Genomic DNA, 13,814 nt, shown 5'->3' with positions numbered 1-13,814 from the left:
TAGATTATGAGCAAGACAAGTAATATAAATAGAGTAGACGGATTTGCTAAAGTAACGGGTTCTGCAACTTATTCTGCTGAATATAAAACAGATGGGGTAGTATACGCCTGTTTAGTCGGAAGTACGATTGCAAAAGGAAGAATCAAAACAATAGATACAAAAAAAGCAGAATGGGCTCCAGGAGTGCTGGCGGTAATTACGCATTTAAATGTGGATAAACCCACTGGATATCAAAAGGCAAAAGATAAAAGAAACTTTGGTCAGCCATTGCAGATTTTTAAAGATGATTCGGTTCTGTATTACGATCAGCCGATTGCTTTGGTAATTGCAGATACTTTCGAGCGTATGCAATATGCTGCGAGTCTGATTAAAGCAGATTATTTTAAAGAAGAACATTCAACGGATCTTCAAAAAGCGGCTGATAAAGAAAGGAAAATTGATACCGATAAGGGAAATGATTATCATCGTGGCGAACATGACGGCTATAAAAATGCTGAAGTTGTTCTAGAAACCGAATACACTATTCCTACTGAAGTTCATAATCCAATGGAATTGGCTAATATCATCGCAAAATGGGAAGGAAATAATCCGATTTTGTATACCAAAAGTCAAGGAGTAGAGGGAACACGAAGAAGCATCGCGGGAGTTTTTGATGTTCCTGCTGAAAATGTTGAAGTGCATTCTGAATATATTGGTGGAGCATTTGGAATGGGGTTGCATACTTGGCCTTATGAAATAGCGGCTTTAATTGGTTCGAAAAAACTAAATCGCCCTGTTAAATTGGTTTTACACCGCGAGCAGATGTTTACAAATGTTGGTTTTAGACCTTACACGATTCAGAAAATGGGTCTTGGTGCAACAAAAGCAGGAAAACTGACTGGATTAACGCATGAAGCTGTTGCTATGACTTCGAGTTATGAAGATTTTATGGAAGGAACCGTAAACATGTCGAGATTTATTTATGATTGTTCGAATGTTTCTACACGCTATAGAATTGTCCCTCTAGATACTTGTACACCAATATGGATGCGTGGTCCAGGCGAAGCAACGGGTTCTTTTGCTTTAGAATCGGCAATGGATGAAATGGCTTATAAATTGAACTTAGATCCAATAGAATTCAGAAAACTTAATTATGCAGAAAAAGATCTGGAACAAAATAAACCTTGGAGCAGTAAATTTCTTCTAGAATGTTATGAAGCTGGAATGGAACGTATTGGTTGGAAAAATCGTAAAAATGAACCAGGTTTAGTTAAAGAAGGAAACTGGTTTGTAGGTTACGGAATGGGGACAGGAACTTTTGGCTGTTATAGAAGTCCTACTTCTGTAAAAGCAAAATTTTTAGCCAATGGAGATTTAGTATTGCAATGCAGTGTAAATGATATGGGACCAGGAACTGCAACTATGATGACTGCCATTGGGGCTGAAGTAATTGGTTTGCCAGCTGAAAATGTAATTATAGAAATGGGTAAAAGCGGATTGCCGAAAGGTCCAACACAAGGAGGTTCTGCAACTACTTCGTCTGTTGGTTCTGCTGTTCACGATGCCTGTAATTTATTATTGAGTAAAGTAATAGAATTGGCAAGTAAAAATCCAGTTTTTAAAGGGATTCCATTGTCAGATTTAGCTTTTGAAAATGGTGTGGTTTATTCTAAAAAAGACAAGTCAAAAACAGTAGCATTAACATCACTTTTGAGTAGCAATAAATTGGAAGATTTTGAAGTTGAAAACCTGTCTAAAGCAGCAGAAGAAGCTAAGAAATATTCTATTTATTCGTTTTCGGTTCACTTTGTAAAAGTATTGGTAAATCCGAATTTGGGTAAAATACGTTTGGCTCACGTGGTTTCTTGTGCAGATATCGGAACAGTTATCAACCAAAAAACTTCTGCAGGACAAATGTATGGAGGTGCAGTAGGAGGTATCGGAATGGGATTAATGGAATCCTTAGAAATCGATCATCGTTTTGGGCGTCCAATTAATAATAATTTTGCTGATTATCATGTGCCCGTAAATGCTGATATTGAAAAGCAAGAAGTTTTCTTTGTAAATAAAAAAGATCCAATCAGTAATCCGATGGGAACAAAAGGCCTTGGAGAAACTGCTTTGGTTGGAATGGCGCCAGCAATTGCAAATGCCGTTTTTAACGCGACCGGAAAACGTGTTAGAGATTTACCGATTACATTGGATAAAATTATAGAAACTGTTAAGGTTTAAAACAAAAAAGACATTTTTCAATGTCTTTTTTTTGCGCTACAATTGTCAATATAGCCCGTAGTTTCAACCACGGGAAACGTATTTTTATAAACGTAATGTTATATACTTTGTGTCCCCGTGGTTAAAACCACGGGCTATATTTGATATACGATTGTGTTTGCAAATGCAAATTATCAAAACAAAAAAAGAGGCATTTAAAAATGCCTCTTTTATAATATTAAAAAAACGATTAATTATTTAACCGTAATTGGCAATTCAACTGTTGTTTTATCCCAACCAATAACAAGATTAGCGATGTTTCCTTGAGTTGTAAAAGCGATTGATAAAGCTTCAATTACATCAGATACGGATTTAACAGGCACTGAAACTCTAACAACATCTTTACTTTGGTCATAAGCATAACCTCCCCATAAATCTAATTCTTTATTGATAATGATTGTCCATTTGTCTTTTTCTGGAATAGCAAATAAACTGTAGTATCCAGCAGGAACTTTTTTACCGCCAATTGTAACATCTTTGTAGAATTTAATCTCTGTGTTTTCATTAGCACCAACTCTCCAAACTTCACCAAACTTTACAACATCACCAAAAATAGTTCTTCCTTTTACAGAAGGTCTAGCATAAATAACTTTTACAACTGGGTTTGGAGTATCAGTTTTTTTGAATTTAACTGCTTTGTTTGGAAAATAAGAAATATCAACCGGACTTGCATCAAGCGGAGCAAATTTTACCACATCTTGAGCTTGAACTGTAAAAGCAGCAAATAGAGTAACTGCCAATAAACATAATTTTTTCATAAGATTACAATTTTTAGAATTACTACAAAGTAAATTAATAATAAAGAAAAATCATATAATTACAGTGTGGTTTTTTGTTAATGAATTGATAATAATGAATAAAATTTACTCCTCTTTTTTCTTTTTAGCGTACCAATCCTGCATGATATAAAATGCTTTTTTCTTTTCTCCATCATTAGAAATTAATCCTTTACGATTGTAACCATCCTGAATTCCTGGAAGCAATCTTTTTGGCGATCTGAAATCAACCAGAATCCAAGGAGTTGTACCACTTAAATGTGGAATCTTTTCAATCATTTTTAAATTTTGAATGTATAGATATTCCTGATATTCTTCAGTCCAACGTTCATTTTTTTCGCCATGAAAACCAGCTTTGGCATCGCCTCCAAATTCAGAAACAATTACAGGTTTATTATAAGGAGTTTTCCAGACCTTCTTTTCAGCTTCTTCAAGATTACCTCCATACCAGCCTAAATATTGATTAAAAGCGATAATATCAAGTGATTTCCCGATTTCGTCATCAATCATTCCAACGCCATCAACTTGAAGCGTTAATAAGGCAGCGCTAGTTAATCTGGTATTGTCTAGCGATTTTGTATGGGCAACAAGATTTTTGATAAACGTATTTCTTGCATCAGAAACAGGAGTTTCATTTGCCATAGACCAGATTATGATACTTGCCCTGTTTTTATCTCTTGTAATTGCTGCGGTTAATTGGTCTTTCGTATTTTGGTACGTATTTTCATTGGTAAATTCAACTGTCCAATAAACCGGAATTTCTTCCCAAACCATTAAACCCATTTTATCTGCTTCTCTGATTATATTTTCGTTATGCGGATAATGCGCCAAACGGACATAATTACAGCCTAATTCTTTTGCCCAATTTAATAAGCGTAAAGCATCTTCTTGAGAATTGGCACGTCCGCCTTTTGCATTTTCTTCGTGAATGCAAATTCCGCGTAAAAAGACTGGTTTTCCGTTCAAAAGGATTTTATCTTCTTTTGTTTCGATAGTTCTAAAACCAATTTTATCGTTTAATTTTTGTCCGTTAAAATCAATAATGACATCATATAATTTTGGGTTTTCTGGAGACCAGTAAGATATTTTCTTTGTTGGAATTTCGAAGTTTAAAACTCCATCAGAACCGATTTTTCCTTTATAATTGATTTTTAATTCAGGAATAGAAATCGAAGCATTATTCTGAGAAGCTTCTAAATTATTAATTTTTATAAAACCAGAAATCGTATTTGCATTGCCTTTTTTAAGCTGAATAGTGTAATCTTCAATAAAAGAGCTTTCTTCTTCAATTAAAGTAACATCTCGTGTTATTCCGCCATAATTCCACCAATCGGTATTAATTGTTGGCACATCTTCTTTATGACGCGTATTGTCTACTTTGACAACCAGATAATTGTCTTTTGGTTTTACAATCGAAGTAACTTCATAATTAAAAGGCGTAAAACCGCCCACATGAGTCCCTAGTTTTTTTCCGTTTAAATAAACATCTGCTTTGTAGTTGATAGCTCCAAAATATAAAAAGAGGCGTTTCTTTTCTTTTAAATTGTAATCGAACGACTTTTTAAACCATACATTTCCCTCATAATATTTCAGCTCAGAAATCTGCGAATTCCAATCGCTTGGAATATTTATTGTTGGCGATTTATCAAAATCATATTCTACTAATTCCTGTTTGTTTTGCGCATGATAATTATTGAAAAAAGCTCCTTTTGCTGGTTTTTCCTGTTTGTCGAATTGATCCATATGAAAACTGTAAAAACCAGTTTGATATGGATCGATAATGTAATTCCAAGTGCCGTTTAAAGAAGTGGTATTTCGGTTTGGTACATTGGAGATTAGATTTTGTGCAAATCCCAGAACAGAAGAAGTTAGAAGTAATGCGGTTAATAGTTTTTTCATTTTTGTATTAATTTGTTTTTGTATTTTTTTTGCCACGAAGGCTCTAAGGCACGATTTTTTTAATATAGTTTGTCATCCTGACGAAGGAAGGATCTCCGTAAGTAGCTCCGCGAACTAAATCGCCAATCTTTGTAGAGTTACTCGTGGAGATCTTTCCTTCGTCAGGATGACAAAAATGCGAGAATACTGCGTGTTTTTATATAAATTAGGCTAAAATAATCTTAGCATCTCAGTATCTTGACAACTTATAACCTTTTTATTCAACAGGAATTCTCAAGTATTCTCCTTTAAAGCTCTGATTCAATGCTGTCATTTCAATAGCATTTCCAGAACCATCAGGAATAACTTCGATAGACGCTTTTCCATTTGCCATTCTTATCGATTCGCTTCCTGTTGGTGTTCCTTGATTTTTCAGTGTTTTACCGCCTTTTAAGCATTGAAAATAAACGCTTACTTCATAATCCAAACAACGTAAATTGTTATTGTCAATGGCGATTGCGGTTACCAGATAATTACCATTTTTTAGTTTCTCAGCACATAATTGTAAAGAAGAGGCAGTATCATTTTTATTGAAACGATAATTAACTTTTATCGTATCAGAAACTGTTTTTCCGTCTTTTGTTTTACCAACGGCGATAAGAATGTTTTCTCCTTTTGTAAAATTAACATCCCAAGTCAAGCCATTTGCTGGATACAAGGAAAGATTGCGCTGTTTTTCTCCTAATGATTTTCCGTTATGAGATAAAGTCACTTTATCGCAATTACTGAATACGCTGATATTTCTCGGAGTATTTTCGGGTCCTTGACGCTCTGTCCAAGTATGCGATTCTATGTACGTGAAAGGCTCTTTCGCCCAATAACTTTTAAAAACATAGTAAGCATCTTTTGGAATTCCGTTTCTATCCGTAAGCCCTTTTTGGTTCATATACGGAATATCATCTTCAGGACGTAGAGGCGTTGCAAAATCTTTAAATGCCCATTGTATATTTCCCACAAACGTAGGGTCATTCTCGGATATATGCAAATGCCAGTCAAACAAATCAACTATGTAATTCTCGCTCCAATCTCCAATTTGCGCAATATTAGCCACTTTTGTTTGTACAATAGCTTCTTCCCAACCTTCTGCTTTTATCACATTTTCTCCCGTAATCGGATTTTCGCTGTGACGCCCAACGTGACTGTCACCGCCATATTCGGCATGAATAAAATGTTTGTATTCTTTTTTATAAACATCAATTGCTTTTTGATAGCTTTTGTAACTTCCAGAATACCAGCCAGACCAGATAGAAGGCGAGAAGACATCGACAATATGCGAACCTTCATAATACTTTCTAATTGCTGTTTTTCGGGTTGGATCTAGTTTATGAGCAATGTCGTTTAATTCGTTTAAGAAAACATTGGTTTTATCGGCATTATCTCCATCAGGAAAATCAGGAAGCCAATTGATTTCGTTTCCTAAAGACCAAATAACAATACTTGGATGATTGTAATTTTGATTGATGATTTCTTCGAGCATGTTTTTGGTATTGGTTTTCCAAGCCTCATTTCCAATTCCTCCACGACACCAAGGCAATTCATCCCAAACCAAAAGACCAAGTTCGTCGCAAGCTTTATAAATCTCGGGATCTTGTGGATAATGTGCCAAACGAACAAAATTTGCGCCCATTTCTTTTATAGATCTCATATCAGCCCAATGTTGTTCATTGCTCATCGCCGCACCAACTCCGGCTTGTTCTTCATGGCGATGCGTTCCGCGAATAAGCAAACGTTTTCCGTTAAGATAAAATGGACCGTGATCTTTAAATTCAAACCATCTGAAACCTACTTTTTCAGAAATGCTATCTCTAATTTGATTTTTCTCTGATAAAACTGCTGTTATTCGATATAAATTAGGTTTTTCAGTATCCCAAAGTTCAGGATTTTTGATGTTTTCAAAAGTAATAGTTGCCGTTTTATCTGTAACCGAAATGGTTTTACTAGCTACTTTTTTTCCTTTCGGATTTTTCAGCGTTACTGTTAATGATAAATCTTTTGAGTTTTCAGGATTTATAAAAGAAGAAACAATCTGAACTGAAGCTTTTTTTGCAGAAACTTCTGGAGTCGTGATTTTTAAATTTTCAATATGATTTTTGTATTTCGAAACTAACCAGACATCACGAGTAATTCCGCCATAAATAAAGAAATCGCTTTTTTGAGACGGAATAATTTCAATATCGTAGCTATTATCCACACGAACAAAAATATCATTATTTCCTTCTTTGATTAATTTGGTAATATCGATAGAAAATCCAATATAACCGCCAATATGACTTCCAGCTTCTTTTCCGTTTACATATACTTTCGTAGTGACATTCGAACCTTCGAAGTATAAAGAATAAACCCTGTTTTTGTCTATTTGCGGAATATTTAATTTCTTTTGATACCAGCTCGCATCACGTCGATAACCAGGATATAAATCGGTTGCATCTTCGGCATTCCAAGTGTGTGGTAAATTTAAGGAAGTCCAGCTAGAAGCTTTTTGCGCATCGCTGAGGTTTTGAGTGTCATTTTCTAAGTAAAGCCAATTTTCATTAATGTTTGTTTTTGTCTGAGCAAAACTGCTCAGACAAATTTGAAACAAAACAAAAAGCGCAAAAATTGAAAATGTATTGTGTTGATATTTCTTCATTTGTTTTTAGGTTCAAAGGTTCAAAGGCTCATCCAGAGATTCAAAGGTTCAGAGGTTCAAAGGCTAAAAACCTTTGTCCCTTTGTTACTTTGTCCCTTTGTCACTCTTTCTTAATAGAGCCTCTAGAAAATAATAATCAGCGTAGATGATCGGTTCGTCTATTTCATCGTGTTTTGGCCAGTTTCCTGTGCTGTGGTCAAATAGAAAAGGTGCCTTAATTTTTGTATCGAGAATATATTGATCTGTTTGGACAGAAGCTATTAGTTTATCAGCAAAAGCTAAATAATTCTCTTTTTTAGTATAACTGTACAATTCGTATAAAGCCGAAGCCATAACCATTGCAGCCGATACATCTCGAGCAGAATTTGGAATACTTGGATCTTTTAAATCCCAATATGGAATTCCGTCTTCAGGCAGATTTTTATTTGCCATAAAAAATAGAGCAGTAGCTTCTGCCTGTTTTTTATAAGCTTCATCTTTGGTATAACGATATGCCATTGTAAAACCATAAACTGCCCAGCCTTGTCCGCGAGCCCAAACCGAATCATCATTATAGCCTTGAAGCGTAGTTTTCTTTCTTACTTCACCACTAATTGGGTTATAATCAATAACGTGATAACAGCTGTTATCTTCTCTGAATTGATTTTTTAAAGTAGTATTAGCGTGTTGAATAGCTACGTTACGATATTTTGGATTTCCAGATAATTTTGAAGCTTCAAAAAGCAATTCCAAATTCATCATATTATCAATGATAACAGGATAATCCCAAATTTCTTTGTTGAAATCCCAAGAACGAATCGAACCCACTTTTGGATTAAACCTTGTGCATAAAGTTTCTGCGCCTTTGATAATTACCGCTTCGTATTCTTTCTTGTTTTCCACTTTTAGAGCTTCTCCAAAACTGCAAAACACTTTAAAACCTACATCATGCGAATTACTATTAACACTTTCTTTTTTACTGAAAGGAGTCCATTTTTGAGCTTGTTCTTTGTATTTTGAATCGCCTGTCAATCGGTATAACTGCCAAAGATTTCCAGCAAAAAAACCGCTTGTCCAGTCCTTTGAAGGCACTTTTCGAATTTCATTGGTTTTGATATTCATACTCCTCGGCATCGACATAGAATCAACAGGATAATCAAGTAGCATTTTATAACGTGTTTCCAATTTTTCTGTCGCAGCAGAATGTTTTTTTGTTTGAGAATTAATTCCGGATTTGCACGCCGTTGCTAGCGATGCAAATCCAAGAATTAAAGAAATGAAATTGACATTCTTCATATTTAAAATAATATATATTTTGAGTAATTGCTAAATGAGTTTTTAAACACATAGGAACATAGTTTTAGATAACCGAAAAAGGCGTTTCACTTTATTTAAATAAACATAACTATGTGTTAATGACGAGTCATCTTCTTAAGCCTTTTATTCAAAAAAAATCTATGTCTCTATGTGCTTAAAAAATATTCAGCTAATATAATTTTTTTAATAACCCGGATTATTTGGTTTTAAATTCGGATTGATGGCCAACTCAGTCCCAGGCAACGGCCACAAATAATCTTTGTTTGGATCAAAATTAGCGTGTGGTTCTAAACCGCTTGGACCAAATACTTCTGGTCCGATTTTTAGTCTTTTAATATCATACCATCTCACATATTCAAAAGCCAGTTCTAATCGTCTTTCGTCAACAACCATTTTTCTAAAAGCGTCTTTAGATAAACCTGGTGTAACATTTGCTGGAAAAGAAACCAATTTTCCTGCTTTATTTCTTGCTCTTGCACGAACACGATTTACATATCCATCTGCTTCTGTTGTTCCCGGATTGATTTCGTTTAAAGCTTCTGCAGCAGTCAATAAAACTTCTGCAAAACGCATTGTGATATAATTGTGCTGAGAAGTTCTTCCGTTAGCTCCAGCTTTTCCCGGAAAACGGAAATATTTAGCGATATGAGGGCGAGGCGCTTTTTCATTATCACTAGAAGGATAAACTTGCAATGCTCCACCTGGACCTGTTTTCTTTCTAATAATAGTATCAAAACTTACGGCTCTTCTGTAATCTCTTTGATCCCAAGTGTTGAATACTTTTAATGATGGAACTGCAACAGAGAATCCTTGCCCGTAGCTATAGCTGTCATCTTTTAAAGAACCTGTAAAAAATGCAGTATAATCTTGACCGTAATTTCCAGAAGTTAAGTTGTTGAAATCGACTGTAAAAAGTGGTTCTTTTAATGTAGCCGTTTTATTAGCGTTGAATAAATCCTGAAAATCAGCATCTAAACCTAAACCAAATTTAGCTTCGTTCGTAATAACAAATTTAGCTTCATCGTATGCTTTTTGATATTGCCCCAATGTTAAATAAACAGAAGATAAATATCCTGCCGCAGTTCCTTTTCCTGGAACAGCTTTTACTTTTGGTTTGTCTTCCAGCCATTGTTTTGCAAATTCTAAATCAGCAATAATTTTTGGATAAACATCAGCTTCTTTTGTTTTAGTGATTGAACTAACTTGTTTGACATCGTTTACCACAAAATCGATATATGGAATATCTCCAAAAAGACGTACCAAATGATAGTAAGCAAAGGCTCTGGCAAAATAAGCTTGAGCAACGATAGCGTTAACTTTTGCAGGATCTCCAGGTGTTTTTTTAGCACCTTCAATTGCTTGATTTGCCGCCGTAATAATCACATAAGATTGTGGCCAAAAGTTTGCTACAAGAGCGTTAGTGTCATTCATGCTCATATCATTTACGTCAATACGAGCTGCCTGTGTAGTTCTATCGCCAATGTCAGACATATCGTCGCGAAGCATTAGGGCAATTGTAAATTCTCTTCCCCAATAATTATTGTGTGCAATGTTGGCAAAAGCACCATTTACGGCCGCTTGCAAATCGTCTGTATTATTGAAAAAGTTTTCTGGACGAATAACTCCAACTGGGTGTTCTTCCAGATCGGAACAGCTAAAAAAAGCAAGTGTTCCGAATAATAGAAAAGCGATATATTTTTTCATAATATTATTTTTTTATTAGAGTATATTTTAACACATAGAAACATAGTTTTTAGAAATGCTAAATAAGGCGTTTCACTTGCATTAATAATCATAGCACTTTGTATATAGCTATGTGTAAAAACTAGTTTTTTAAATTTTCTTCTTCTGAAAAAGAATCTATGTTTCTATGTGTTTAATATTATTTAGATTAAAATTTAAGATTGAAGCCGAATGTAAATGTTCTTACGTTTGGATATCCTCCGTAATCTAATCCTAAATTGGTGTTACTTCTAGAGTTTGTATCGTTTAGGTAATTGGTTTCAGGATCTGTCCCCGGATAATCGGTAATAGTCCAAAGGTTTTGCGCACTGATGTAAAAACGAACTTTGCTTAATCCCATTTTTGAAACAATTTTCTCATCCAAACTGTATCCTAAAGAGATGTTTTTTAGACGAATATAACTTCCATCATAAACAAATCTTGAAGTAATTCTCTTAGTTCTTGCCGCATTTATCGGAACATTTGTATCTGTATTTGTTGGTGTCCAAGCGTCTAAAACTTCTGTCGTAGCGTTATTGTTTCCAGAAGCCAATTCCATCAAAGTATAGTTTAATATTTGACCGCCTTGTGAACCTTGGAAGAAGATATTTAAATCCAGATTTTTATAAGTGAAATCATTATTAAATCCGAAGATGAAATCAGGATTTGGATTTCCGATAATCGTTTTGTCTTGAGAATCTAGTTTTCCATCGCCATTCACATCTCTGAATTTTTCACCTCCAGCAATAGTTTCAAAATTTCCTGGTAAAACGGCTTCTCCTTGCTGAATTACACCATCATAAATAAATCCGAAGAAAGAACCAACTGGCTGTCCAACTCTCAAAATTTGTGATTCAGTCGCCAAAAAGTGACCTGGAGCAGAGTTGATTAAAAGGTCTTTGTTATCAGCTAATTTCAATACTTTGTTTTTGTTTGAAGAAATATTAAAACTTGTTGACCAAGTAAAATCGGCACCGATAAAGTTTTTAGTATTAATGCCCAATTCCCATCCTTTATTTTCTAATTCACCCACATTTTGAAGTTGTGAAGCAATTCCAGAAACTCCCGGAAGCGGTCTATTGAACAATAAGTCTTTCGTTATCGTTTTATAATAATCTGCTGTAATGCTGATTCTGTTATCAAATAAACCTAAATCAATTCCGTAATCCTGCTGGTATGAAGTTTCCCATTTTAAGTTTGGATTGTCCAAAGAAGTTAATTGAACCGCATTTACAATTACGTCACCACTTACGTCATAAATTTCAGAAAATCTAGAAAGCGTAGAGTAGGCACCAATTGACGGATTTCCTGTTGCTCCATAACTCGCTCTTAATTTTAAGTTTGAAATTGTTTTATTGTCTTTTAAGAAATTCTCTTTTGCAATATTCCATCCAATTGCTCCAGAGGGGAAAGTTCCGTATTTATAGTTTTTACTAAAACTTGAAGAACCATCTCGTCTTGCTGTAAATGTTAGCAAATATTTGTCGTCATAATCGAAGTTTAACCTTCCAAAAGCAGAAATTAATTCGGTTTCAGATAAATTAGAATCTGGTTTTAAAAATACGGTTCCAGCACCTAAATTTCTATAAGAATTGGTATTCGTCAAAAATCCTCTTGAAGCTGCGTAAGAACTTTCGTTTTTGTTTTTTTGGTATGAATATCCACCTAAAACTGTCAAAATTCCTTTTGAGATAATCTCACGTTTGAAAGTCAAATAATTCTCTGTCAAGAAAGAAGAGAATCTTGTGTTGTTTACTGAAGCTTCTCCTTTAATATTTTTTCCTGCAATTAAAGTTGAAGGAATAAATCTTCCTGTTTGCGAATTATTATCGGTTAAACCTAAAGTAGTTTTAAAATCTAAATCTTTAGTGATTTGATATTGTGCAAAGAAATTATTTCGGTTTACGATAGAAACAGTTTCTAGAATATTTTCCATCGCTGTTGCATACGGATTGTCAATATCATCTCCAATTGGAGCAGTTGTGGTGTATGTTCCGTCTGCATTATAAATTCCTTTGTCTGGCATAAAACGATAAGCCGAAGCAATTACACCCGCAGCACCAGTTCCTCCAGCTCCCGTCTGGCTGATAATTCCTTCTTTGTTTTGTTTGCTTGTAAAATTGTTCAAACCAACTTTCAATTTTGGAGTCAGATTTGCTTCAAGATTCGCAACAATAGTATATTTATCGATTCCAGAATTGATTACAACTCCATCTTGGTTAAAATAAGTTCCAGATACATAATATTTGATGTCTTCTGAACCGCCAGAAAATGATAATTGTGTATTCGAAATCATTCCATCGCGATAGATAATATCTTGCCAGTCTGAGTTTGCTGGACCTTGCGTATGTGTTGTGAAACTTTTTCTATAAGCCGCAAACTGATCAGCATTCAGTAAATGCAATTTGTTATTTACAGATTGTATAGAAGTCGAATTGCTAAATTCAATTACTGGCTTACCTGGTTTTCCTTTTTTAGTAGTTACCATAATAACTCCGTTTGAACCTCGAGATCCATAAATCGCAGTTGCCGAAGCATCTTTTAAAACTTCAATAGAAGCAATATCTTGTGGAGCAGGCATTGCAACTCCCGCAAAACCATCGACAACAATAAGAGCATCACCGCTGGCATTAATAGAAGTTCCTCCACGAACTCTAATCTTCACTGGAGCACCTGGTTCACCACCGTTGTTAGTCATTACGGAGACACCCGCCGCACGGCCTTGTAAAGCTTGTTCTGCATTTAAAAGTGGATAAGCAGTCAATTCTTTTGCCGTTACAGAAGATACAGAACCTGTAATGTCGCTCTTTTTACGCGTTCCGTAACCTACTACGATTACTTCGTCTAGGGCTTTGGTATCTGGTTTTAAACTTACATTGATTACGGTTTTGGTTCCAACAGGAATTTCAACCGTTTGAAATCCGACAAAATTGAAAACTAAAACAGCATTTTTTTCTCCTACAATAACTGAGTAATTTCCATCCATATCGGCCGAAGCTCCAACGGAAGAATTTTTGATATAAACATTCGCACCAGGAAGTCCGAGTAAATCTTCGCTGGAAGTTATTTTTCCGGTAACTTTTCGTTCCTGTGCATGCATCACGATATTAACTAGTAAAAAAGAAACTAGCAAACACCATTTAAACGATTTGTTTTTTTGGTCTGTAAACATTCATTTTTTGGTTTTAAGGTTAATAAGTTAG

General features: G+C 34.9%; 7 protein-coding genes. 1 reads left to right on the top strand and 6 read right to left on the bottom strand.

Annotation, left to right across the window (positions count from 1 at the left end):
• Positions 1-6: 6 nt before the first annotated feature.
• Positions 7-2,211: a xanthine dehydrogenase family protein molybdopterin-binding subunit gene (locus tag HNP35_RS11605; protein ID WP_184161825.1), complete on the top strand. Its 2,205-nt coding sequence runs from the start codon at positions 7-9 to the stop codon at positions 2,209-2,211.
• A 233-nt stretch (positions 2,212-2,444) separates the two neighbouring features.
• Here HNP35_RS11605 and HNP35_RS11600 read toward each other — a convergent pair whose 3' ends face one another.
• The 6 genes from HNP35_RS11600 to HNP35_RS11575 form a co-directional block, all read right to left on the bottom strand.
• Complete coding sequence (locus HNP35_RS11600; RefSeq protein ID WP_184161821.1) at positions 2,445-3,008, bottom strand: DUF2911 domain-containing protein; 564 nt, start codon at positions 3,006-3,008, stop codon at positions 2,445-2,447.
• Positions 3,009-3,113: 105 nt separating this feature from the next.
• The gene (locus HNP35_RS11595; RefSeq protein ID WP_184161818.1) at positions 3,114-4,925 is read right to left on the bottom strand and encodes a glycoside hydrolase family 2 protein; all 1,812 of its coding nucleotides are present in this window, start codon (positions 4,923-4,925) and stop codon (positions 3,114-3,116) included.
• A 256-nt stretch (positions 4,926-5,181) separates the two neighbouring features.
• A complete protein-coding gene (locus tag HNP35_RS11590; RefSeq protein ID WP_184161815.1) occupies positions 5,182-7,593 on the bottom strand; it encodes a glycoside hydrolase family 2 protein in 2,412 nt (803 codons plus the stop codon).
• Between the two features lie 84 nt (positions 7,594-7,677).
• Positions 7,678-8,868, bottom strand: a complete 1,191-nt coding sequence (locus tag HNP35_RS11585; RefSeq protein WP_184161812.1) for a glycoside hydrolase family 88 protein — start codon at positions 8,866-8,868, stop codon at positions 7,678-7,680.
• 204 nt (positions 8,869-9,072) lie between these two features.
• On the bottom strand, positions 9,073-10,593 hold the full coding sequence (locus tag HNP35_RS11580; protein ID WP_184161809.1) for a RagB/SusD family nutrient uptake outer membrane protein: 1,521 nt from the start codon (positions 10,591-10,593) through the stop codon (positions 9,073-9,075).
• Positions 10,594-10,780: 187 nt separating this feature from the next.
• Complete coding sequence (locus HNP35_RS11575; RefSeq protein ID WP_184161806.1) at positions 10,781-13,783, bottom strand: SusC/RagA family TonB-linked outer membrane protein; 3,003 nt, start codon at positions 13,781-13,783, stop codon at positions 10,781-10,783.
• Between the last annotated feature and the right edge of the window lie 31 nt (positions 13,784-13,814).

The sequence above is a fragment of the Flavobacterium notoginsengisoli genome, assembly GCF_014207905.1.
Lineage (GTDB): Bacteria > Bacteroidota > Bacteroidia > Flavobacteriales > Flavobacteriaceae > Flavobacterium > Flavobacterium notoginsengisoli_A.
This window is presented reverse-complemented; position numbering and strand designations above follow the sequence as displayed.